The sequence below is a fragment of the Paracoccus sp. S4493 genome (assembly GCF_000967735.1).
Lineage (GTDB): Bacteria > Pseudomonadota > Alphaproteobacteria > Rhodobacterales > Rhodobacteraceae > Paracoccus > Paracoccus marcusii.
Genome location: NZ_JXYF01000090.1, coordinates 1 through 23,453, shown reverse-complemented (window position 1 = coordinate 23,453; position 23,453 = coordinate 1). Strand labels below are relative to the sequence as shown.

At 67.4% G+C, this 23,453-nt stretch carries 20 protein-coding genes and 1 pseudogene; 11 read left to right on the top strand and 10 right to left on the bottom strand.

Annotation, left to right across the window (positions count from 1 at the left end; translation table 11 throughout):
- On the bottom strand, window positions 1-1,070 hold a 1,070-nt coding region (locus TW83_RS12895), incomplete at its 3' end, for an efflux RND transporter periplasmic adaptor subunit (protein ID WP_045983184.1).
- Between the two features lie 111 nt (window positions 1,071-1,181).
- On the opposite strand from TW83_RS12895, the gene TW83_RS19415 reads away from it, so the two are divergent.
- The gene (locus TW83_RS19415) at window positions 1,182-1,763 is read left to right on the top strand and encodes a TetR/AcrR family transcriptional regulator (RefSeq protein WP_052714870.1); all 582 of its coding nucleotides are present in this window, start codon (window positions 1,182-1,184) and stop codon (window positions 1,761-1,763) included.
- On the opposite strand, the gene TW83_RS12885 is transcribed toward TW83_RS19415, so the two are convergent.
- The 3 genes from TW83_RS12885 to TW83_RS12875 form a co-directional block, all read right to left on the bottom strand.
- On the bottom strand, window positions 1,760-5,161 hold the full coding sequence (locus TW83_RS12885; RefSeq protein WP_045983183.1) for a chemotaxis protein CheB: 3,402 nt from the start codon (window positions 5,159-5,161) through the stop codon (window positions 1,760-1,762). The genes TW83_RS19415 and TW83_RS12885 overlap by 4 nt on opposite strands.
- Window positions 5,154-5,693 carry a PAS domain-containing protein gene (locus TW83_RS12880; RefSeq protein WP_162198044.1) on the bottom strand — a complete coding sequence of 180 codons (540 nt, stop codon included), beginning with the start codon at window positions 5,691-5,693 and terminating at the stop codon, window positions 5,154-5,156. The genes TW83_RS12885 and TW83_RS12880 overlap by 8 nt, the downstream gene beginning before the upstream one ends.
- A gap of 73 nt (window positions 5,694-5,766) precedes the next feature.
- On the bottom strand, window positions 5,767-6,792 hold the full coding sequence (locus tag TW83_RS12875; RefSeq protein ID WP_045983182.1) for a LacI family DNA-binding transcriptional regulator: 1,026 nt from the start codon (window positions 6,790-6,792) through the stop codon (window positions 5,767-5,769).
- A gap of 147 nt (window positions 6,793-6,939) precedes the next feature.
- Here TW83_RS12875 and TW83_RS12870 point away from each other — a divergent pair, with 147 nt between their 5' ends.
- From TW83_RS12870 to TW83_RS12830, 9 genes are all read left to right on the top strand, one after another.
- Window positions 6,940-7,992: a sugar phosphate isomerase/epimerase gene (locus TW83_RS12870; protein WP_045983181.1), complete on the top strand. Its 1,053-nt coding sequence runs from the start codon at window positions 6,940-6,942 to the stop codon at window positions 7,990-7,992.
- Entirely contained in the window at window positions 7,989-9,095 is a 1,107-nt protein-coding gene (locus TW83_RS12865) for a Gfo/Idh/MocA family oxidoreductase (RefSeq protein ID WP_045983180.1), read from the top strand. The genes TW83_RS12870 and TW83_RS12865 overlap by 4 nt, the downstream gene beginning before the upstream one ends.
- Window positions 9,092-10,609: a sugar ABC transporter ATP-binding protein gene (locus tag TW83_RS12860; RefSeq protein ID WP_045983179.1), complete on the top strand. Its 1,518-nt coding sequence runs from the start codon at window positions 9,092-9,094 to the stop codon at window positions 10,607-10,609. The genes TW83_RS12865 and TW83_RS12860 overlap by 4 nt, the downstream gene beginning before the upstream one ends.
- A complete protein-coding gene (locus tag TW83_RS12855; RefSeq protein WP_045983178.1) occupies window positions 10,606-11,601 on the top strand; it encodes an ABC transporter permease in 996 nt (331 codons plus the stop codon). Before TW83_RS12860 ends, TW83_RS12855 begins: the two co-directional genes overlap by 4 nt.
- A gap of 27 nt (window positions 11,602-11,628) precedes the next feature.
- Window positions 11,629-12,564: an ABC transporter substrate-binding protein gene (locus TW83_RS12850; RefSeq protein ID WP_045983177.1), complete on the top strand. Its 936-nt coding sequence runs from the start codon at window positions 11,629-11,631 to the stop codon at window positions 12,562-12,564.
- 134 nt (window positions 12,565-12,698) lie between these two features.
- Window positions 12,699-13,601 (top strand): TIM barrel protein, encoded by a 903-nt coding sequence (locus tag TW83_RS12845; RefSeq protein WP_052714869.1) that lies wholly within the window; start codon window positions 12,699-12,701, stop codon window positions 13,599-13,601.
- A 33-nt stretch (window positions 13,602-13,634) separates the two neighbouring features.
- Entirely contained in the window at window positions 13,635-15,323 is a 1,689-nt protein-coding gene (locus TW83_RS12840; protein WP_045983176.1) for a GMC family oxidoreductase, read from the top strand.
- The gene (locus TW83_RS12835; RefSeq protein WP_045983175.1) at window positions 15,323-15,967 is read left to right on the top strand and encodes a gluconate 2-dehydrogenase subunit 3 family protein; all 645 of its coding nucleotides are present in this window, start codon (window positions 15,323-15,325) and stop codon (window positions 15,965-15,967) included. The genes TW83_RS12840 and TW83_RS12835 overlap by 1 nt, the downstream gene beginning before the upstream one ends.
- Before the next feature lie 56 nt (window positions 15,968-16,023).
- Window positions 16,024-16,782 (top strand): DUF1080 domain-containing protein, encoded by a 759-nt coding sequence (locus TW83_RS12830; RefSeq protein ID WP_045983174.1) that lies wholly within the window; start codon window positions 16,024-16,026, stop codon window positions 16,780-16,782.
- Window positions 16,783-16,896: 114 nt separating this feature from the next.
- Here TW83_RS12830 and TW83_RS12825 read toward each other — a convergent pair whose 3' ends face one another.
- A complete protein-coding gene (locus tag TW83_RS12825; protein WP_045983173.1) occupies window positions 16,897-17,748 on the bottom strand; it encodes a sugar phosphate isomerase/epimerase in 852 nt (283 codons plus the stop codon).
- A 187-nt stretch (window positions 17,749-17,935) separates the two neighbouring features.
- Here TW83_RS12825 and TW83_RS12820 point away from each other — a divergent pair, with 187 nt between their 5' ends.
- The gene (locus tag TW83_RS12820) at window positions 17,936-19,420 is read left to right on the top strand and encodes an inorganic phosphate transporter (RefSeq protein WP_045983172.1); all 1,485 of its coding nucleotides are present in this window, start codon (window positions 17,936-17,938) and stop codon (window positions 19,418-19,420) included.
- Here TW83_RS12820 and TW83_RS12815 read toward each other — a convergent pair.
- The 5 genes and pseudogenes from TW83_RS12815 to TW83_RS12795 form a co-directional block, all read right to left on the bottom strand.
- Window positions 19,417-20,241: an alpha/beta hydrolase gene (locus tag TW83_RS12815; RefSeq protein ID WP_045983171.1), complete on the bottom strand. Its 825-nt coding sequence runs from the start codon at window positions 20,239-20,241 to the stop codon at window positions 19,417-19,419. The genes TW83_RS12820 and TW83_RS12815 overlap by 4 nt on opposite strands.
- 27 nt (window positions 20,242-20,268) lie before the next feature.
- Window positions 20,269-21,072 carry an enoyl-ACP reductase gene (locus TW83_RS12810; protein WP_045983170.1) on the bottom strand — a complete coding sequence of 268 codons (804 nt, stop codon included), beginning with the start codon at window positions 21,070-21,072 and terminating at the stop codon, window positions 20,269-20,271.
- Between the two features lie 16 nt (window positions 21,073-21,088).
- A complete protein-coding gene (gene fabB, locus TW83_RS12805) occupies window positions 21,089-22,318 on the bottom strand; it encodes a beta-ketoacyl-ACP synthase I (protein WP_045983169.1) in 1,230 nt (409 codons plus the stop codon).
- Between the two features lie 24 nt (window positions 22,319-22,342).
- Complete coding sequence (gene fabA / locus TW83_RS12800; RefSeq protein WP_045983185.1) at window positions 22,343-22,852, bottom strand: bifunctional 3-hydroxydecanoyl-ACP dehydratase/trans-2-decenoyl-ACP isomerase; 510 nt, start codon at window positions 22,850-22,852, stop codon at window positions 22,343-22,345.
- Between the two features lie 108 nt (window positions 22,853-22,960).
- Window positions 22,961-23,453, bottom strand: a pseudogene (locus TW83_RS12795) (hypothetical protein); the annotation flags it as partial.

Here is a 23,453-nt window from a genome sequence, read left to right as displayed (position 1 = left end):
CCGGTCAGGCCGTCGACGACCAGGGTCTCGCCATCCTCGATGCCGTCTGTGACGATCCACTGGTGCTTGTAGGTGCCGTCATCGGTCAGCTGGCGCTGGCTGACCTTGCCATCCTCGACGACCCAGGCCGTCAGGGTGCCGACCTTGTCGCGCGTGGCCGACGACTGCGACACCAGGATCGCCGAGGTCACGCCCAGATCGACCTGCCCGCGCAGGAACATGCCCGGCAGCAGCAGGTTGTCGGGATTGTCGAACCGGAACCGCGTGTCGATCGACCCGGTCGAGGTCGACACGGTCACGCCGGGCGCGACCAGCTGGCCAACCGCCTGGTATTCGCGGCCGTTCTCCAGCGTCAGGGTCGCGGCCAGTTCGTCGTTCAGGCGCAGGTTGCCGTCGTTGATGTCGTCCAGCACGCTGAGGAAGCGCGACGAGGGTTCGTACATGTCGACCTCGATCGGGTCCAGCTGGGTGACGGTAGCCATGGCGTCGGCCTGTCCGGCGGTCACCAGATCGCCCACGGACGCCGCCGACACGCTGGCGATGCCCGACAGGGGGCTGGTGACCGTGGTCCAGCCCAGTTCGGCCTGGGCCAGCGTCAGGTCGGCCTCGGCCGATTGCAGCGCGGCGGTCGCCTGGTCCAGCGCGGCCTGGGCCTGTTCGACCTGGGCCTGGGTCGTCCCAGACCCCAGCAGCTGTTGGGTACGGTCAAAGGACGACTGCGACTGCGTCACCTGGGCGCGGGCAGAGGCGACCTGCGCCTCGGCACTGGCCAGGTTCGCCTGATAGGTGGTGTCCTCGATGCGGAACATCGGGGTGCCCGCCTCGATCGCGGCGCCGGGATCGTAAAGGATCTCGGTCACGATGCCGCCGACGCGGGGGCGGATGGCGGTCTCCGACACCGCGACCGCGCGACCGGGCAGGGTCACGATTCGCGGAACGTCCTGAACCGCGACCTGCATGACGCCCACCTGCTTGGGCGGCATCCCTTCGGGCGCCTGCGCCCAGGCCGCGGAGGTGGACAGAATCGCGGCGACCATGGCGGCGCCGGTCGCAAGGCTGTGTTTCGGCATCATCTTTGTCCTGGATAAGCGCCCGACGGGGCGTCACTGTTGCGCGCTGATTGCATGTTTTTGCGGACTATGCAATGTTTCCTTCGACTGCACGAGGAGACTGCCCCGAAAATGACCAGCAACCTGCGCGACCGCCGCCGCCAGCAGACCGCCCGAGAGATCCAGCTGGCCGCGCTGCGGCTGAGCATCCGGTCGGGCTATGCGGCGGTCACCACCGATTCCATCGCCGCCGAGGCAGGGATCAGTCCGCGCACCTTCTTCAACTATTACGCCAACAAGCAGGCTGCGGTCCTGGGCATGCCGCCGCAGCTGGAACCCTGCACGGCCGATTGGATCGTGACGTCCAAGGGGGCACTGATCGACGATCTGGCGCTGTTGCTGGGACGGATGCTGGAACTGAAGGACCTGGACCGCCAGGTCGTCCGCATGATCGAACAGGTCTGGGACACCACCCCCGAGCTGATGGCCGTGTTCCGCAATTCGATGGACAACATCGCCCTGACGATCGGCGGGCTGCTGCACGCCCGCCTGGGCCCCGACCGCCAGGCCGAGGCGATGCTGATCGCCGAACTGGCGACCCACGCGCTGTCGCATGCCGTGCGCACCTGGGCGGGGGACGAGACGATGACCGAATCCGACATTCCCGACATGCTGCGCCAGCAGATGCGGCAGGTCGGCGCGCTGCTGACCTAGAAGGTCAGGCGGGTGCGGCGGCTGTCCGCGTCCATCGTCACCTGCAACGTGCCGTCGATCTGCGATGTCGCCCCCTCCAGCAGGATCGAGCCGAAGCCCGCATCGGGTTCGTCCTGCGCCCGCGGCGCGTCATAGCGTTCGGTCCAGTCCAGCACCGCCCCGTCGCCATCGCGCCGCCACGTGATCTGCAGCGCACCATCGACCGGCCCCAGGACGCCGTACTTGAACGCGTTCGTGGCCAGTTCGTGCAGGATCAGCGACATCGGGACCACCAGGCGGGCCGGGATGGTCAGGTCGTCACCGCCGCTGTCGATCCGCGCACCGTCATAGGGCGCCAGCGTAGTCGCGATCAGATCGGCCAGGGGCAGCTGCGACTTGGTGCCCTGCGCCGTGGTCATTCCATGAGAGCTGGCCAGCGCATTGATCCGGGCAGAGACCTCCTCGACCACGGTCTGGGCATCGTCGGTCTCGCGGGCTGCCATCCGCAGCATCGCCGAGATCTGGGTGAACAGGTTCTTGACCCGGTGGTCCATCTCGGAAATCACCGCTTCGCGCAGCGTGGCGGCCGATTGCGCGGCGGTCACGTCCAGCATGACCCCCAGCACGCGGCAATCGCGGTCGTCGGTCCCGAACCGCGCGGCCGCCGTCTCCAACCGCACGGTGGAGCGTGCGTCGGACGAAGGCGACACCACGCGCCGAAAGGCCGTGCCCGCGGCGCAGGCCTGCAGGTCGGCCAGCAGCCCGTCACGGTCGGCGGGCGCGATCAGGGCCGCAAAGGCCGACAGCGGCAGCTGCGCCGTCTGGCCCAGGCCCAGCAGGTCTGAGCTGTCGTCGATGGTCAGCATCCGCGATGCGGCGTCGTAATGCCAGACCGCGATCCGCGCCATGGACCGCACCGCGTTCAGCCGCTCCTCCTGCCGCTCGACCTCGACGCGCAGGTCGCGCAGCGCGGTGACGTCCTCGAAGACCAGCATGGCGCCGTCCAGATGCCCCTCGGGGCCGCGATAGGGCTTGGCGTCGACGCGCCAGACGCGGGTGCCGCCGGCCTCGACCAGCTCGGTTCCCTGCGCCTCGCCCTGGCGGGCCACCTCGGCCGCCATCGACAGCAGGACGTCGCTGGCAAAGACGTTGGACACGTCGGCCAGGGGGCGGCCGTGATCGGACCGGCGCAGCGGAAAGATCTGCAGCGCCGCGGCGGTGAAGTTGCGCACCCGCACGTCGCGGTCGACCACCAGCAACGGGATCTTGGTCGCGGAAAAGAAGTTCTGCAGGTCGCTGTTGGCGGCCGTCAGGTCGTCGATCTTGGACTTCAGCTCGTCGTTGACGGTGCTCAGCTCCTCGTTCGTGGACTGAAGCTCCTCGTTCATCGACATCATCTCTTCGTTCGAGCTCTTCAGCTCCTCGTTCGCGGTCTCAAGCTCCTGGACGGCGCCGTGCAGCTCGATCCGCGTCAGGCGCAGCTGCTCCTCCAGCAGGTCAGACCGGGATTCGGTGACGCTCAGCTCATCCGTCTCGTCCAGCGTGTCGGGCAGGGCCTGTGCGCCCGCGTCGTGAAACACCAGCAGGACGCTGCGATCGGGCAGGGGTTCCGCGAACAGGGTCACCGGCTGCGCCCCCAGGTCGGACCGCGCCAGCAGGTTGCGCAGGATCGCCGCGCGGCCCGTTCCGGCCACCTGGTCCAGCGCGGCGGTCACCGCCTCCTTGAGGCCCGGATGCACGATCTGCGGTGCCAGGATCGGCTTTCTGGCGGTCGGATCGACGGCCAGGAAACGGCCCAGCCTGCCCGCCGTCCACAGGACCTCTCCCGCAGGCGACACCTGCAGCGAGGCGGGCGCGAACCGGTCCAGCACCCTGCGCTGTGCGGCAAGGGCCCCGTCGCGGGCCGCGCCGTCCTCGGCCTTACGGCTGCGGGGGCCGGGGGAGGGGCGGTCGCCCTCGGACCGCAGGAACGGCATGTCCAGCGGCAGGCGCGCGGGCGTCGCGTCACGCTGGAACAGCCGCGCGGGGCGGTCCAGCTCGGTGAAGTGCATGGATTCGCGACGCACCCCTTCGGACGGGCCCAGAAACAGGTAGCCGCCGGGGCGCAGGGCATAGTGGAACAGCGGCAGCACCTGAGACTGCAGACCTTCGTCCAGATAGATCAGCAGGTTGCGGCAGGAGATCAGGTCGACCCGCGCAAAGGGCGGATCGCGCAGCACCGAATGCAGCGAGAATCGTACCCGGTCGCGCAACTGCGGCGTGATCTGCATCAGCGCGTCGCGATGTGTGGTATAGGCCGCGCGCATCTCCTCGGGGATGTCGGCCAAGGCGCTGATCGGATAGGTGCCGGCGCGGGCGATCTCGATCATCTTCTTGTCGATGTCGCTGGCGAACACGGTGAAGCGGGGCCGCAATCCGGCGGCGCGCATTTCCGTATCGATCAGCATCGCGACGGAATAGGCCTCCTCGCCGGATGAGCAGCCGGCGACCCAGACGCGCAACTCCTCTCCGTCGGCGGCCGCGACCATTGGGCGGATCGCCTGTTCGCGCAGCGCCTGGAACATCTCGGGGTCGCGGAAGAACCGCGTCACGTTGATCAGGAACTCGTTCAGCAGCGCCTCGCATTCGTCGGGATGGCGCTGCAGGTGGCGCAGATAGTCGCGCGTGCCGGCAATGTTGAGGACCTGCAGCCGGCGGCGGATGCGCCGCACCAGCGTCGTCATCTTGTAGCCCGAGAAATCGTGCCCGCACCGGTCCAGCAGGTGTTGGCAGATCAGCCGCGCATCGGCCAGCATCGCGTCGTCGGCCTGCTGCGTTTCGCTGGAATCAAAGAACTGCAGGATGGCGGGCACGATCCGTTCCGGCGGCAGAACATAGTCCACCAGCCCGGTCGACTGCGCCGAGAGGGGCATTCCGTCATACCGGGCGGTACGCGGTTCCTGGATGACGCAGATGCCGCCATGTTCCTTGACCGCGCGCAGCCCCAACGTGCCGTCCGCCCCCGTGCCCGACAGGATCACGCAGGCAGCGGCCGGGCCGCGGTCATGCGCAAGGCTTTCGAAAAAGTCGTCGATCGGGCGGCGCAGCCCGCGCGGCTGGTCGAAATCGGTCAGGTGCAGGCGTCCGTCGCTGATCAGCATCCGCGCGCCGGGGGGGATGGTATAGACATGACCCGGCTGCAGCACCGTGCCGTCGGTCGCCTGCTGCACGCTGAGCGCGGTGCGCCGGTCCAGCAGTTCGGCCAGAACGCTGTCATGCGTCGGGTCCAGGTGCTGGATGACGACATAGGCGGCCGGGTCCTCGCGCCGGACGTCGCGCAGCAGGTCGTGCAGCGCCTCGAGCCCCCCGGCCGAGGCGCCGATGCCGACGACGGCGAAGGGCGGACGCGTGGTGGCGCGTGCGGGCGAGGCGTCATTCATCGCGCAACGTGATCCTTGCAAGCGTGCTGATCGAACGGGCGATCAGCCCCGTGGAATCCGACATGATCAGTCCGAACTGTCCCGCGGCCCGGCGCAAGTCCGCCATGTTGCGGCTAAGTGCCACATCATCGCGCGCGATCGTTCCTGCCGCGTCCGATGCGGTCACGTCGAACTGCGACCCGATCACGAAACGCAGCGTGCCGTCGCCGCCGCGCAGCTTGGACATGAACACCAGGTTCATGAACGAACGCCCGTCGCGGGTGCGGTTCAGGACCGGGAACCGCCCGTCGTCCTGTGCATCGTCGGCCAGGAACCGCGACATCGCGCCGATCTGGTCCCGCGGCGTGGCGGAGGATTGGAGAAAGCGGCAGTTGCGGCCCAGGCTGTCATCGGCGTCAAAGCCGGTCAGCCGGCAGAAGGCGTCGTTGACCATGCACAGCGGCATGTCTGGCATCGCCGCCGCCAGGAAAATGGCGATCCGCGACCGCGCGATCTGGGCGCGCAGGGCTTCGGGCAGCGTGGGGTCGGGCATCGTCATCCTGTTGCGGCGGGCCATGTCCCCGACGTTCAACCGTACAATATTAATCCCCGCCGCCTGGAACAAGTCACGTTTTTGCCGCCTGTCCGGTGCTGGCGCGGACCACCAGATCGACGCCCAGAGTGATGCTGTCGGTGACCTGCTGGCCCTGCATGCGGGCCAGCAGGACTTCGGCGGCGCGCCGGCCAAGGCGGGCGCGGTGCTGGCGGATCGTGGTCAGGCCGGGGCTGCTGTAGGCCGCCATCTCGATGTTGTCGAACCCCATGACCGAGATGTCCTGCGGCACCCGCAGCCCGGCCACGATCAGCCCGTGCATCAGGCCGATCGCCATCTCGTCGTTGTCGCAGAAGACCGCGGTGGGACGGTCGGGCATGGCCAGCACCTGCGCGGCCATCTGCTGGCCGAACCGGGCGGTGAAATCGCCGGTGATGCTGTCCCCGGGGCCGGGATCGGGCAGCCCCGCCTGCGCCAGACCCTGCAGGAAGCCCTGGCGGCGCGACAGGGTCAGCGAACTGCCCTGCGGCCCGGTCAGGTGCAGGATGCGGCGGTGCCCCAGGTCGGTCAGGTGCCGGGCGGCCAGGCGGCCCCCTTCGACATTGTCGGCCAGCACACGGGGGGCGGACAGGCCGTCGATCCATTCGCAGGCCTGCACCAGGGGCGGACAGCCGGGACGGGCGAAGAGGCCCGCCTCCATCTGCCCGTCCAGCACGATCACCCCGTCCGAGCGCGACCGCGTCAGATAGGGGCCCAGCACCTTCATCGCCGGCTGGTCAGGCACCGCGGTCGTGTCCATCACCAAAAGGCTGAGGTTGTGGCGGCGCAGCACCTCGGAGATGCCCGACAGGATCTGCGAGAAGAACGGATTGGCCAGGTTCGGCACCAGCGCCAGCACGCCGCCCACCTGCTGCTGACGCAGGTTCCGGGCGGTGAAGTTCAGCGTGTAGCCGGTCTGCGCGATCGCCGCCTCGACCGCCTTGCGCGTGGTTTCCGACACGATCGACGGGTTCGAGATGGCCCGGCTGACCGTCGCCACGGACACCCCCGCCAGCTTGGCGACATCATGGATTCGGGGCGGACGGGATTGATCTGACACAAGAAACCTTTGTTCGGGACAGCTTCAGGCTTAGCGGAAAAATTGATGTTGTAAACCTTTTCATCCTGTGAGAACGTCGGATGAAACCGATTACATGATGCGGAATCGGGCAAGGGGAACTTCGGAGGGGAAGTTCCGGGAGGATGTATGAAGACGATCAAGGGCCCCGGCCTTTTCCTGGCCCAATTTGTGGGCCCGCAGGCACCGTTCGACAGCTTTGGCGCCATCACGGCATGGGCTGCCGATTGCGGCTATCTGGGCGTACAGGTGCCGTCGGGGGCGGAGGCACTGATCGACCTGGATCTGGCCGCGACCTCGACCACGTATTGCGACGATCTGAAGGGGCAAGCCAACGGTTTGGCCATCACCGAACTGTCGGCCCATATCCAGGGTCAGCTGGTCGCCGTCCATCCGGCCTTTGACGAGGCGTTCGACGGGTTCGCCCCGGCCACGCTGCGGGGCAATCCGACGGCCCGTCAGGCATGGGCGGTGGACCAGATGCGCAAGACCATCGATGCGTCGGCCAACCTTGGCCTTGACCGGATGGCGGCGTTCTCGGGCGCGCTGGCCTGGCCATACTTCTATCCCTGGCCGCAGCGCCCCGCGGGCTTGGTCGAGGCGGCATTCGACGAACTGGCCGCCCGCTGGCGTCCGATCCTAGACCATGCCGACAGCCGCGGTGTCGACATCTGCTTCGAGATCCATCCCGGAGAGGACCTGCACGACGGCATCACCTTCGAGATGTTCCTGGACCGTCTGGACCAGCATCCGCGGGCCAAGATGCTGTATGATCCGTCGCACTATCTGCTGCAGCAGCTTGATTATCTTGAGAACCTGGACATCTATGCCGACCGGATCGGCATGGTCCATGTCAAGGACGCCGAATTCAACCCGACTGGTCGGCAGGGCGTCTATGGCGGATTTCAGCCTTGGGCGCAGCGCGCCGGCCGCTTCCGCAGCCTGGGCGACGGTCAGGTCGATTTCGACGCGATCTTTTCCAAGCTGGCGGTGATGGGGTTCGACGGCTGGGCGGTGGTCGAATGGGAATGCGCGATCAAGCACCCCGAGGACGGCGCCCGCGAAGGGGCGGCCTTCGTGCGCGACCACATCATCCGCGTGACCGACCGCGCTTTTGACGATTTCGCCGATGGGGGTGCCGACATGGAAGCCAACCGCCGCATGCTGGGGCTGTCCCGATGAACCGCCCGATCCGTCTGGGCATGGTCGGGGGCGGCGAGGGGGCGATGATCGGCAACGTCCATCGCATTGCCGCGCGGCTGGACGGCCGGTTCGACCTGATCGCCGGCGCCCTGTCCTCGGACGAGACGCGCGCGGCCGAGAGTGCGCGTGCCTTGGGCATCACCCGCAGTTATGGCGATTTCCGCCAGATGGCACGTGACGAGGCTGCCCGTCCCGACGGGATCGAGGCCGTGTCGGTCTGCACCCCGAACCACCTGCATGAACCCGTGTCACGCGCCTTTCTGGAACAGGGCATCCATGTCATCTGCGACAAGCCGATGACCGCGACGCTGGACCAGGCGCAGGCTCTGGCCGACCTGGCCGGGCGGTCGGATGCGCTGTTCATCCTGACGCACAACTATTCCGCCTATCCGCAGATCCGGCAGGCCCGGGCAATGATCGCGCGCGGCGATCTGGGCACGCTGCGGCTGGTCCAGGTCGAATACGCCCAGGATTGGCTGACCCAGGACACGGACAGCAAGCAGGCCGCATGGCGCGGCGACCCGGAGCGCGCGGGCGCCGGGGGCGCGATTGGCGACATTGGCACGCACGCGTTCCAGTTGGCGCGGTTCGTTACTGGCGAATTGCCCGACCGGCTGGCCGCAGACCTGACCAGCTTCGTCCCCGGCCGCAGGCTGGACGACAACGCGCATATCCTGCTGCGCTATGCGTCGGGGGCCAAGGGGATGCTGTGGGCCTCGCAGGTGGCGCCGGGAACGGAGAACGGCCTGCGGCTGCGGGTCTATGGCGACAAGGGCGGCCTGGAATGGCAGCATGACACGCCCGAGACGCTGAGATACGCCCCCTTCGGCAAGCCGGCGCAGATCCTGCGCCGCGCCGGGCCGGGCAGCACCCAGGACGGCAGCCGCGTGCCCCCCGGCCATCCGGAAGGATACCTTGAGGGGTTCGCGAACCTTTACGCCGAAGCCGCGCAGGCGATCCGCAGCGGCACCATGCCCGACACCCTTCCCGGCATCCGCGACGGGCTGGAGGGGTTGCAGTTCATTGACGCCTGCATCCGGTCGAACGCGGCGGATGCGGCCTGGGTCCAGGTGACGCCATGACCGATCCCATCTTGGCGCTGAACGGCGTCACCAAGTCCTTTGGTCCCATCGAGATCCTGCACGGCGTCGATTTCGCCCTGCATCCCGGAGAGGTCCACGCCCTGATCGGCGAGAACGGCGCAGGCAAGTCCACGACGATGAAGATCCTGGCCGGATACCTGGACCCCACGGGCGGGCAGGTGACGTGGCAGGGCAAGCCCATCACCTTTGCCGGGTCGGACGAGGCCGAGGATCTGGGCATCATCATGATCCATCAGGAGTTCAACCTGGCCGAACACCTGTCGGTCGATCAGAACGTCTTCCTGGGCCGCGAACTGCAGCGCGGGCTGCTGCTGGATCACAAGGCGATGCGGGCGCAGACGGCCGATCTGCTGGGTCAGCTGCAGTGCCGGGTCGATCCGGGCACGCCGGTCAACCGCATCTCGGTCCCCGACAAGCAGATGGTCGAGATCGCCAAGGCCCTGTCGCGCAAGGCGCGCGTCTTGATCATGGACGAACCGACCGCCGTGCTGACCGAACGCGAGACCGAGGTGCTGTTCGCCCAGATCGACCGCCTGCGGGCGGAAGGGGTGGCGATCCTGTACACCTCGCACAAGCTGGGCGAGGTCAAGCGCATCGCCGACCGCGTGACGGTGCTGCGCGACGGCACGATGGTGCGGTCGGACCTGACCGCCGACGTCACCGAAGACGACATGGCCACCGCCATGGTCGGGCGCGAGCTGTCAGACCTGTTCCCGCCCAAGGCCGCCCACGGGGCCGAGCCGATCTTGGAGGCGCAGGGCGTCAGCGTGCCCGGTGTGGTCCATGACGCGTCCCTGGTGCTGCACCGGGGCGAGGTGCTGGGCATCGGCGGCCTGGTCGGATCGGGGCGCACCGAACTGGCCGAGGCCATCGCGGGCCTGCGCCCGCGCAGCGGCACCGTGCGCCTGAAGGGGCAGGACCTGCCCGCCAACCACGTTGCGCAGGCGATGCGGGCCGGCCTGGTCTATCTGACCGAGGACCGCAAGGGCGCGGGTCTGTTGCTGGACAAGACGCTTCGCGAGAACCTGACCCTGGGCCAGCTGGACCGGTTCGGCAGCCCCCTGATCGACCGCAAGCGCGAGGAGGCCGCGCTGGACACGGCCATCGGCGACTTCGCGATCCGCGCGCCCGAACGCGGCATGGCGGTGGGCGATCTGTCAGGCGGCAACCAGCAGAAGCTGCTGTTGGCCAAGACCCTGCTGTCGGACCCCCAGGTGGTCATCATCGACGAACCCACCCGCGGCATCGACATCGGCACCAAGCAGCAGATCTATACCCTGATCGCACGGTTGGCCGCCGAAGGCCGCAGCATCATCGTCATCTCCTCGGAAATGCCCGAACTGATCGGTCTGGCCAGCCGCGTGGTCGTCATGCATGCTGGTCGCATCGTGGGCGAACTGGCCGACGCGGCCGTGACCGAGGGCAATATCGTGCGTCTGGCCATGGGGATGGACCATTCCCAGGGCGGACATGAAAAGGACAGCGCCGCATGAGCATGGCAACCACCGCCCCGACCCGGCGTCCCAGGGTCAATCTGGCCGTCGTCGCGCCCATCGTGGCGCTGATCGTGCTGGTCCTGATCGGCATGGCGCTGAACCCGAACTTCCTCAGCTTTGCCAACATCACGAACGTGCTGGCGCGGTCGGCCTTCATCGGCATCATCGCCATCGGCATGACCTTCGTCATCACCGCGGGCGGGCTGGACCTGTCCGTCGGGTCGATGGCGGCGTTCGTCGCAGGGTTGATGATCCTGGTGATGAACATGCTGACCGAAAGCATGGGCGGCGGGCTGCCCGTCATCCTGATCGGCATCGCGCTGGCGCTGTTCACGGGACTGGCCGCGGGCTTCATCAACGGCATCCTGATCACCCGCGCCGGCATCGAGGCGTTCATCCTGACCTTGGGCACGATGGGCATCTATCGCAGCCTGGTGACCTGGCTGGCCGACGGCGGCACGCTGTCCCTGGGCTATGAGATGCGCGAGCTGTACCGGCCCGTCTATTACGACGGCATCCTGGGGATCAGCTGGCCCATCATCGTCTTTGCCGTGCTGGCGATCCTGGGAGAGATCACCATGCGCCACACCGCCTTCGGTCGCCACTGCGCCGCCATCGGTTCGAACGAGAAGGTCGCGCGCTATTCCTCGGTCGCGGTGCTGCGGGTGCGGTTGATGACCTATGTCCTGCTGGGCACGCTGGTCGGCATCGCGGTCGTGATGTACGTGCCGCGCCTTGGATCGGCATCCGCCACCACAGGCCTGCTGTGGGAGCTGGAGGCGATCGCCGCGGTGATCATCGGCGGCACCCTGCTGAAGGGCGGCTTCGGCCGGGTCTGGGGCACGGTCGTGGGGGTCCTGATCCTGTCGCTGATCGGCAACCTGCTGAACCTGACCGACTTCGTCAGCCCCTATCTGAACGGTGCCATCCAGGGCGTCGTCATCATCCTTGCCGTCGTGCTGCAGCGCAACACCGGCGCCGCACGCTGATTTTCACCTGTGGGAGGAGTAACCACCATGAGAAAGACCCTGATTGCCACGACCGCCCTGATGGGCCTGACCGCTGTCCCGGCGCTGTCGGAAACCATCGGCATCTCGATCCCGGCGGCGACGCATGGCTGGGCGGGGGCGCTGAACTTTCACGCCGAACGCACCGTCGCGCGGCTGTCCGAGGCGAACCCCGATCTGGAATTCGTGCTGACCACGACCTCCGATCCCGGGCAGCAGGTGTCGGACCTTGAGGACATGCTTGCCACCCGCGGCATCGACGCGCTGGTCGTCCTGCCCTTCGAATCCGAGCCCCTGACCGGCCCGATCCAGCGCATCGCCGACAGCGGCGTCTGGGTCACCGTCGTCGACCGCGGCCTGGCCCAGGAGGGCATCGAGAACCTGTATGTCGCGGGTGACAACGACAGCTTCGGCCGCACCGCAGGAACCTATTTCGCCGATACCCTGGACGAGGGCGCCAAGGTCGTTGTGATGCGCGGCATCGCCTCCACCGTCGACAACGAGCGCGTGGCGGGTTTCGAGGCTGCGCTGGAAGGGTCGGGCATCGAGGTGCTGGCCATGGATCACGGCAATTGGAACCGCGACACGGCCTTCAACCTGATGCAGGACTGGCTGTCGCGCTTCCCCGAGATCGATGCGGTCTGGGCGGCGGATGACGACATGGCCGTGGGCGCGCTGGCGGCCATCGACCAGGCCGGCCGCACCGAGGAGATGTTCGTCGTCGGCGGCGCCGGGATGAAGGAGATGGTCCAGCGCATCCAGGACGGCGATCCGACGGTGCCGGTGAACGTGACCTATCCGCCGGCGATGATCTCGACCGCGATCGAGATGACCGCTTTGGGCCTGACCTCCGGCGCGCCCATGTCGGGCGAATTCATCATCGCCTCCGAGCTGATAACCCCGGAGAACGCCGAGAGCTTCTATTTCGAAGACAGCCCGTACTGACGACGACGCGGCGCGGGATGTGACCCGCGCCGCATTCCGACCCCGGAGGAGGGGGTCGTTCCGCCCCGAAATGTAAACGGTTTCATATTTCGCCCGAGGGCGTGACCGGGGCCTGCATCAAAGGGAGGATAACCATGACCGATCTGTCGGACCGCGCGACTATGACCCGGCGCGGACTGTTTCACGGCGCCAGCGGCCTTGCGGCGCTTGGGGCGGGGCTGGGGGCGGTGCCCCTGATGGCCCAGGATGCGCAGCCTGCGGGGCTGCAGGGCAACATCAACCATTCCGTGGCGCGCTGGACCTTTGGCGACCTGCCGCTAGCCGACCTGTGCCAGCTGTCCCGCCAGACCGGCTTGGGCGCGATCGACCTGTGCGGTCCGGACGACTGGCCGGTGCTGGCCGAACACGGGCTGGCCAGTTCGATGTGCAACGGCGCCGAGATCAGCTTGGAGGATGGCTGGGCGGACCCTGCCAACCACGACGAACTGACCGAACGCTATCTGCGTCACATCCCGCTGGTCGCGGAAGCGGGGCATGTGAACCTGATCTGCTTCAGCGGCAACCGCAGGGGCATGTCCGACGAAGACGGCCTGCGCCATTGCGCCGAGGGCCTGTCGCGCATCCTGCCTGCCGCCCGCGACGCCGGGGTCGTGCTGCAGATGGAGCTGCTGAACAGCCGCGTCAATCATCCCGATTACATGTGCGACCGCAGCGCATGGGGCGTGGCGCTGTGCGAACGGCTGCAAAGCCCGCAGTTCAAGCTGCTCTATGACATCTACCACATGCAGATCATGGAGGGCGACGTGATCCGCACCATCATGCGCGACCATCGCTGGTTCGGGCATTACCACACCGCCGGCAATCCCGGCCGCAACGACCCCGATGACAGTCAGGAACTGAACTATCCCGCGATCTGCAGGGCGATCCGGGACACGGGCTATCAGGGTTGGGTGGCGCAGGAGTTCATCCCGCGCGACCCCGCCCCGCAGGCCGCCGCCGCATCGCTGCGTGATGCGGTGCTGACCTGCGACGTCTGAACGCCTCAAGCAATTTCTAGAAAGGAACGCCAGATGGCAGACAACATGCATTACGACGCGATCGTCGTCGGATCGGGCATCAGCGGCGGGTGGGCCGCAAAGGAGCTGACGGAGAAGGGCCTGAAGGTCCTGATGCTGGAGCGTGGCCGCAACATCGAGCATCTGACCGACTATGTGAACGCCGACAAGGAGGCCTGGGACTATCCCCACCGCGGCACCGCGACCATGGAGATGAAGGACAACTATCCCGTCCTGTCGCGCGACTATCCCCTGAACGAGCAGACCTTCGGCATGTGGGCCAACGAGCAGGAGAATCCCTATGTCGAGGCCAAGCGCTTTGACTGGTTCCGGGGCTATCACGTCGGCGGGCGTAGCCTGATGTGGGGTCGCCAGTCCTATCGCTTCTCGGACACCGACTTCACCGCCAACGAACGCGAGGGGATCGCGACCGACTGGCCGATCCGCTATGCCGACATCGCGCCCTGGTACGACCATGCCGAACGCTTTGCCGGCATCTCGGGGACGAACGAGGGGCTGGACATCCTGCCCGACGGGCAGTTCCTGCCGCCCATCCCGCTGAACATCGTCGAAAAGGACGTGGCCGCACGCCTGCGCAACGCCTTTGGCGGCAAGCGGTACCTGATCAACAGCCGCGTGGCCAACATCACCGAGGCACTGCCCGACCAGAACCGCGTCGCCTGTCAGTATCGCAACAAGTGCTGGCTGGGCTGCCCCTATGGCGCCTATTTCAGCACCCAGTCCGCGACGCTGCCCGCCGCGATGGCCACGGGCAACCTGACGCTGCGGCCGTTCTCGATCGTCAAGGAGGTCCTGTACGACAAGGACCGCAAGCGCGCGACCGGGGTCGAGATCATCGATGCCGAGACGAACATGACCTATGAATACACCGCCGACGTGGTGTTCCTGAACGCCTCCAGCTTCAATTCGACCTGGGTGCTGATGAACTCGGCCACCGATGTCTGGGAAGGCGGCCTGGGGTCGTCGTCGGGCGAACTGGGCCACAACGTCATGGACCACCATTTCCGCGTCGGCGCCGAGGGCCGGGTCGAGGGGTTCGATGACAAGTACTACTTCGGGCGCCGTCCGGCGGGCTTCTACATCCCGCGTTTCCGCAACATCGACGGCGAGGAGCGGCCCTATACCCGCGGCTTCGGCTATCAGGGATCGGCCAGCCGCCAGGGATGGCAGCGCGACATCGCCGAACTGAACATCGGTGCGGACCTGAAGCAGGCGCTGTCGACGCCGGGCAACTGGACCATCGGCATGACCGGCTTTGGCGAGATGCTGCCCTATCACGACAACGCCATCTCGCTTGACCGGGGCACGACGGACAAGTGGGGCCTGCCGGTCCTGTCCGTTAGCGTCGACCTGCGCGAGAACGAGATGCGCATGCGCGAGGACATGAAGCAGGACGCCGTCGACATCTTGGAGGCCGCCGGCGTCAAGGACGTCAAGCCTGTCGACCGCGACTATGCCCCCGGCATGGGCATCCACGAGATGGGCACGGCACGCATGGGCCGCGATCCGAAGACCTCGGTCCTGAACGGCAACAACCAGGTCTGGGATGCGCCGAACGTCTATGTGACGGACGGGGCCTGCATGACCTCGGCCAGCTGCGTGAACCCGTCGCTGACCTACATGGCGCTGACCGCGCGTGCGGCGGATCACGCCGTCAAAGCCCTCAAGAACGGAGATCTGTGATGAACCGTCGCGACCTTCTGACGATGATCGCCGCCGTCACCGGGACGGCCATGCTGGGTGCGGGCCGGGTGATGGCCTATGTCCCGACCAAGACCGGAGAGAACCTCTTCACCCCCGAGGATGCGGCCTTCCTGGACGAGGTGGCCGAGACGATCATTCCCGCCACCGACACGCCGGGCGCCAAGGATGCGGGCGTGGGCGCCTTCATGACCCAGTTCGTCAGCGACTGCTATGACGCCGAGGAGCAGGCGGCGTTCCGCGACAGCATCGACACGCTGAAATCCGAGGCCCAGGCACAGTTCGGCAAGCCGTTCGAGGACCTGACCGCCGAGGAGCGCCAGCAGATGCTGCAGGAGGCCATGGTCGCCGCCAGCGCCCAGGCCGCCGTCGTGGCCCAGGCCAAGGAGGAGATGCGCATCCAGGCCCGCGATCAGCAGCAGTCGGCCGACACCGCGGCCACCGCGCAGGCCCAGACCGAGGCGGACCTGCCGGCGCTGCACTGGTTCACGCCGATCCAGCAGCTGACGCTGTTCGGGTTCTTCACCTCCGAAGTCGGTGCGACGCAGGTGCTGCGCTATGAGCCGGTGCCGGGCGAGTACATCGGCGATCTGGAATACGACGGCGGCCCGGCCTGGGCCACGTGATCCCGCCAACGGCCCCGGCATGTCCGGGGCCGCATTCTTTCGCAAAGGATATTGCCATGAAACTGATGACATCGATGGCCGCGCTGCTGGCGTTGGCCGCCCCCGCCCTGGCCCAGGACGCCCCCGAGCCGACCCGCGAGGAACGCCAGGCCCAGTCCCGCGTGACCGAGATCGCGGGCCCCGAGCCGCTGCTGGTCCAGACCCCCGAGGGCGAGCCGCCGTCGGACGCGGTCGTGCTGTTCGACGGGACGAACCTGGACAGGTGGGAATCCGTGAACGGCGGCGCCGCCGAGTGGGTCGTCGAGGACGGCGCGATGCGCGTCGCGCGCGGATCGGGCGACATCCGCACCACGGAAAGCTTCTGCGACGTGCAGCTGCATGTCGAATGGCGCTCTCCGCCGAACAACGAGGGGCATGACAGCCAGGACCGCGGCAACAGCGGCATCTTCCTGCAGAGCCGCTATGAGGTGCAGGTTCTGGACAGCTTCGAGAACCCGACCTATGCGAACGGGCAGGCGGGGTCGATCTACAAGCAGCACCTGCCGCTGGTGAACGCCTCGCGCGCACCGGAAGAATGGCAGACCTACGACATCATCTTCCAGGCGCCGATCTTTTCGGACGAAGGCGCGCTGCGCCGTCCGGCCCATATCACCGTCCTGCATAACGGCGTTGTGGTGCAGAACCACGCCCAGATCCAGGGTGTGACCGAATGGATCGGCTATCCGGCCTACGAGGCGCATGACTGCGCGCCGATCCAGCTGCAGGACCATGACGCGGATGTCAGCTTCCGCAACATCTGGGTCCGCCCGATGTGATCCGGCCGGGTCCGCCCCCGCGGTGGGCCCCGGCATCGTCACCCGGCATCGCGATACGGAAAAAGGGGCCGCGACGATGTCGCGGCCCCAGTCAACCTGTCCGGCAGGGAGGGTTCAGCGCGTGGCGCTGTCCGGCAGGTTTTCCGTCAGGAAGGTGGCGCCGGTCATCACGACCTCGGCGGCATCCAGGGGCTGGTCATGCTCGATGATGTACCACTGCGCGCCGGCCTCCTCGGCGGCGGGCAGGATCGCGGCCCAGTCCAGCGTGCCTTCGCCAAGCGCCTTGAAGCCCCGCTCGTCCTCGGCCTCGCCCTCGGGGGCGTTGTCCTTGGCGTGGATCGCAAAGACGCGGTCGTCGAAACGGCCCAGATACTCGACCGGGTCCAACCCGCCGCGCGCGACCCATGCCAGGTCCAGCTCGGCCATGACGTCCTCGCCCGCGGCCTCCATCATGATCTCCAGCGCGGTGCGGCCGTCGAACTCGACCATCTCGAAATCGTGGTTGTGATAGGCCAGCGTCATGTCCGCCGCCTCCAGCGTCTCGCTGAGCGCGGCCAGCTCCTCGCCCAGGGCGGTCCAGCCGGCGGCATCCGCAGGGCGGTCCTCCTCGGCCAGATAGGGGACGGTGATGACGTCGTTGCCGATCGCCTTGTTGAAATCGATCACCGCCTGCGCGTCGGCGCGCAGATCGGCCAGCTGGGCATGGGTCGAGATCGCCTCGATCCCGTATTCCTGCAGTTTGGCCGACAGGTCCTCGGCGGTGCTGTCCTGCATACCGACGGTCTCCACCGCGGTCACGCCCGCCGCCTGGACGGCGGCCAGCTGGTCATCCAGCGTGCCGTGGTCGCGCAGCGTATACATCTGGACCGCGATGGGCAGGTCGGACGTGGCCGCATCCTGGGCCATCGCCATCGGTGCCACCAACGTGGCCAGTCCACCGATCAGGGCGGTTCTTGCAAATGTCATGATCTTCTCCTCTGGTCCCCGCTCCTCCGGGGGTTGTCCATAGATGTAATGGATTTCATTACTTCTGAAAAGGATTACATTCACACAGGCCCGGCTTTTTGCTGCCCGGATCGGCACCCTGCCGCCGCAATGCTTGCGCTGAGCGCCGTTTCGCCCTAGGCCCCCGCTGCGCCAACCAGAGGACATCATGGCCCAAAACGACCTGGAAGCCCGACATCTCGATACGCTGGACCGCGACCTGGGGCGGTTCTCGGCGCTGGAAAACGCTACCGCCTATGTCGCGCGCCCGCTGGTCGCGCCGGGCGTCGCGCTGGCCTTCGTGCTGCTGGCCGGGCTGGGGGCGATGGTCGCCTTCGGACAGACCGACAACACGCTGATCGTCGTGGTCGCGGCGATCTTCGGCGCCTACATGGCGCTGAACATCGGCGCCAACGATGTGGCCAACAACATGGGCCCGGCGGTCGGCGCGAATGCGCTGACCATGGGGGGCGCCATCGCCATCGCCGCCGTGTTCGAGACCGCGGGCGCGCTTATCGCGGGCGGCGACGTGGTCAGCACCATCTCTCGCGGGATCATCGATCCGCAGACGATCGGGACCGAAGGCATCTTCGTCTGGGCGATGATGGCGGCGCTGCTGTCATCTGCGCTGTGGGTGAACCTGGCGACCTGGATCGGCGCACCGGTCTCCACCACCCACTCCATCGTCGGCGGCGTGATGGGCGCTGGCATCGCCGCGGCCGGGTTCGGCGCGGTCAACTGGCCCACGATGGCGACCATCGCGGCCAGCTGGGTGATCTCTCCGGTGCTGGGCGGGCTGATCGCCGCGGCCTTCCTGTGGTTCATCAAGGCGCGCATCATATATCGCGACGATAAGATCGCGGCCGCGCGCGTCTGGGTGCCGGTCCTGATCGGCATCATGGCGGGCGCGTTCGCGGCCTACCTGGCGTTGAAGGGTCTCAGCCGGATCGTCGACGTGACCTTCTCAGGGGCGCTGATGATCGGCGCGGTGCTGGGCCTGGTCTGCTGGGTCGTCATGATCCCGGTGATCCGCCGCCAGTCGCGCGGGCTGGAGAACCGCAACAAGTCGCTCAAGGTGCTGTTCGGCATCCCGCTGGTCGTGTCGGCCGCGCTGCTGTCCTTTGCGCATGGTGCCAATGACGTGGCCAATGCCGTCGGGCCGCTGGCCGCCATCGTGCAGGCCCTGGGATCGGGCGGCACGGCCGAGGCCGTGGCCATCCCGCTTTGGGTGATGCTGATCGGGGCGTTCGGCCTGTCCTTCGGTCTGTTCCTGTTCGGACCCAAGCTGATCCGCATGGTCGGCAGCCAGATCACCAAGCTGAACCCGATGCGGGCCTATTGCGTGTCGCTGTCGGCGGCGCTGACGGTGATTTTGGCCAGCTGGCTGGGCCTGCCGGTCAGTTCGACCCACATCGCGGTCGGTGCGATCTTCGGGGTGGGCTTTTTTCGCGAATGGGACGCGGCCCGCCGCGCCCGCGCCGTGCAGGGGCAGGCCCCCGAACGCCCCCGCACCGCCCCCGAGGAGCGTCGCCGCCGCAAGCTGGTGCGCCGGTCGCATGTGCTGACCATCGGTGCGGCCTGGGTCGTCACGGTTCCGGCGGCGGCGGCCCTGTCGGGGGCGCTGTTCTGGGCGCTGCGGGCGATCGGCGGCTAGGCGCCGCAGGCCGCCAGCCAGCGGCGGATCGCGTCCAGGGCAGGGGCCTCGTCCAGCCAGGGGATATGGGCGCGGCCGGGCACCTCGGCCAGGATCAGGTCCGGGCGCATGTCCTTCATGCGCGCGGCCACCGCAGGCGACAGAAGGTCCGAATTCGCCCCCCGGATCAGTGCGACCGGCAAGCCGGCCGTCGCCTGCCACAACGGCCAGAGATCGACCGGATCGCCCTGGAACGCGGCCAGGAACGCCTCTCGCAGGGCGGGGTCATAGGTGATGCGCAACCCCTCCGGCGTTTCGCGGTAATGGCGGCGCACGTCCTCCAGCCAGCGTCCCGGCGGCACGTCGGCAAAGCCCGGCATCAGCCCGGGCAGGCGCGCCGCCAGTTCGGAATGGCTGGCAGCCGCCGGATTGCGTCCGACATAGTCGAAGATCCGCTCCAGCCCGGCACGCGCGATCTCGGGGCCGACATCGTTCAGGCACAGGCCTGACAGGCGGTCATGCGCGGTCGCGGCCAGCATCATGCCGACCAGGCCGCCGCGCGACGTGCCCAGCACTGCGGCACGGTCGATCCCCAAATGATCCAGCAGGCCGATCACATCGCGCGCTTCGCGCGGGACGGTATAGGTTTCGGCTCCGGTCCATTCGGACGCGCCGCGGCCGCGGTAATCCATGCGGATCAGGCGTACCCCGGTCAGGTGCGGCGCAACATAGTCGAAATCGGACATGCTGCGGGTCAGGCCCGCCAGGCACAGGACGGGCAGGCCGGTCCCCTGGTCGGAAAAGGCGATGCGCGCCCCGTCACCCGCCGTGAAAACCGCCATGCCGCCGCCCCCCTGTCGTGATCGCCGCTACAGGTTCTCGCTCTGCGGCATGCCCAGCACATGATAGCCGCCATCGACCATCACGATCTCTCCGGTGGTGCAGGCGCCCCAGTCGGACAGCAGCCAGACGGCGGTGCCGCCGATGGATTCCAACGTGGCATTGGCGCGCAGGGGCGCATTGGCCTCCGTGTGGCGGAAGGTCTTGCGCGCCCCGCCGATGGCCGCGCCTGCCAGCGTCTTCATCGGGCCGGGGCTGATCGCGTTCACGCGGATGCCGTCCGGGCCAAGGTCGTTGGCCAGATACCGCACGCTGCTTTCCAGCGCAGCCTTGGCGACGCCCATGACGTTGTAGAACGGCGTCACGCGGTTCGACCCGCCATAGGTCAGGGTGATGATCGACCCGCCGCCCGATCCGTCCTTGGCCGCCATCAGCGGATGGGCGCGGCGCGCGACCTCGATCAGCGAATAGCAGCTGATCTCCAGGCTGTGCTTGAAGTTGGCGCGACTGGTGTTCATGAACCGGCCGGTCAGCTCGTCCTTGTTGGAGAAGGCGACGGCGTGGATCACGAAGTCGATCGACCCCCACCGGTCGGCCAGCGTGGCGAAGGCCGCGTCCAGCGACGCGTCGTTCGTCACGTCCACATCGACCAGCAGGTCCGACCCAACAGAGGCCGCCAGCGGTTCGACCCGCTTGCCGAACGCCTCGCCCTGATAGCTGAACGCCAGCTCTGCCCCCTGGTCGGCCAGCGCGCGCGCGATGCCCCAAGCAATGGACCGCTCGTTGGCGACCCCCATCACAAGCCCGCGCTTGCCCTTCAGAAGATCGCCCATGCGTTGGTCCTTTGCCTCAGTCCTGATAGCGCGACATCAGCAGGGTGGCATTCGTGCCGCCAAAGCCGAAGCTGTTCGACAGGACCGAATCCAACCCGGCGTTGTCCACGCGGCTGGTCGCAATCTCGCCCGATTGAATCTCGGGGTCCAGCGTCGTGACGTTCGCCGAGGCCGCGATGAAGTCATTCTGCAACATCAGCAGGCTGTAGATCGCCTCGTGAACGCCGGTCGCACCCAGGGAATGCCCGGTCAGCGACTTGGTCGAGCTGACCGGCGGGGTCGACCCCTCGCCGAAGATGCGGCGGATGGCCTTGATTTCGCCCAGATCGCCCACGGGCGTCGAGGTGCCGTGCGCGTTGATGTAGCTGACCTTGCGGTCCTCGGGCAGGGTGGACATGGCCACGCGCATCGCACGCTCGCCGCCCTCGCCGGAAGGGGCGACCATGTCGTAGCCGTCGCTGGTCGCGCCGTAACCCGTGACCTCGGCATAGATCTTGGCGCCGCGCGCCAGGGCGTGGGACAGTTCCTCCAGCACGACGACGCCGCCGCCGCCCGCGATGACAAACCCGTCACGGGTCGCGTCATAGGGGCGCGACGCGGTCTCGGGCGTGTCGTTGTATTTCGACGACATCGCGCCCATCGCGTCGAACAGGCACGACAGCGTCCAGTCCAGCTCCTCGCCGCCGCCGGCGAAGACGATGTCCTGCTTGCCCATCTGGATCTGCTCGACCCCGTTGCCGATGCAATGCGCCGACGTCGCGCAGGCCGAGGTGATGGAGTAGTTCACGCCCTTGATCTTGAAGGGCGTGGCAAGGCAGGCCGAATTGGTGGAGGACATGCAGCGCGTGACCATGAAGGGGCCCATGCGCTTGGGGCTGCCCTTCTCGATCACCGTCTGATGCGCCAGAAAGAAGTTCGACGTGGACGGCCCGCCCGATCCCATGATCAAGCCGGTGCGCTCGTTCGAGACGTTGCCTTCCTCCAGGCCGCTGTCCTTGATGGCCTGTTCCATGGCCAGGAAGTTGTAGGCGGCACCCGGACCCATGAAGCGCAGGTTGCGCTTGTCGATATGGTCCTCCAGCACGATCTGCGGCATGCCGTGGACCTGGCTGCGAAAGCCGTGCTCGGCATATTCGGGGGCGAAGACGATGCCCGACTTGCCCGCGCGCAGGCTGTCAGTGACCTCGTCGGCATTGTTGCCGATGGGGGATACGATACCAAGCCCGGTGATGACGACACGACGCATGGGGGCCTCCTTGAATGGGTGGGGTCAGCTGGCCGACAGGGCCACTTTCATGTCCTTGACCTGATAGATCAGCTCTCCGTCCGCCTCGACCCGGCCATCGGCCACGCCCATGGTCAGGCGACGGGTCTGGACGGCCTTGGTGAAATCGACGGTATAGCGCAGCATCTTGCGGTCGGGCCGCACCATGCCGGTCAGCTTGACCTCTCCGACGCCCAGGGCGTAACCGCGCCCCTGCCAGCCGCGCCAGCCCAGGTTGAAGCCGGTCAGCTGCCACAGCCCGTCCAGGCCCAGGCAGCCGGGCATGATCGGGTTGCCGGGAAAGTGGCAGCCGAAGAACCACAGGTCGGGCGTGATGTCGAATTCGGCGACGATATGGCCCTTGCCATGCGCGCCGCCGTCCTCGGACACGTCGGTGATGCGGTCCATCATCAGCATGGGCGGTTCGGGCAGCTGGGCATTTCCGGGGCCGAACAGTTCTCCGCGCGCGCAGGCAAGCAGGTCGTCGCGGTCGAAGCTGGTCTGGGTCAATGCCATCCGGGTCATGCCTTCATCTGTGCAGCCCCTGCGGGCCGGTCGGTTTTTCAGGTTGCCGCAGGGTCTATCATCCGGGGCAAGACCCGCGCAAGGGCAAGCCGCAGCCGTCTAGAACCACTGTCCCGGCTCCATCAGGCCCAGGTCCATCAGCTGCTGGCTGGTCCAGTCGAAGCGGTGCGAATTGCGCCAGGTCATGTCGCGGACCTGTTCGCGCGATCCGGGGTTGCGTACCAGCGCCTTGGCGACCCGAAAGGATGCCACCGCGGCCGTCAGGTTGTGGTGCCAGGGACAGGAATAGGTGTTGTACTCCTCAATCGAGAAGCGGTGGTCGGCGGTCACCGTCAGGCCGGGGGCGGCGCGGAACAGCGCGATGCGGTCGATGCGGCGACGGTCTGCCGGCAGGAACTCCTCATAGCGCCAGCGCAGGCCGCCGTGAAAGTCCAGCTGGCGTTCGCGGATCTGGCCGTCCGCGCCGCGACGGCCCAGGGCATAGTATCCCGTCCGGTCGAACAGCGCCCCGTCAAGATCGACCGCGTCGGGGCAGGCCCGCAGATCACCCGCATAAAGATCGATCACATAGGACAGCATCGCGGCGCGCCGT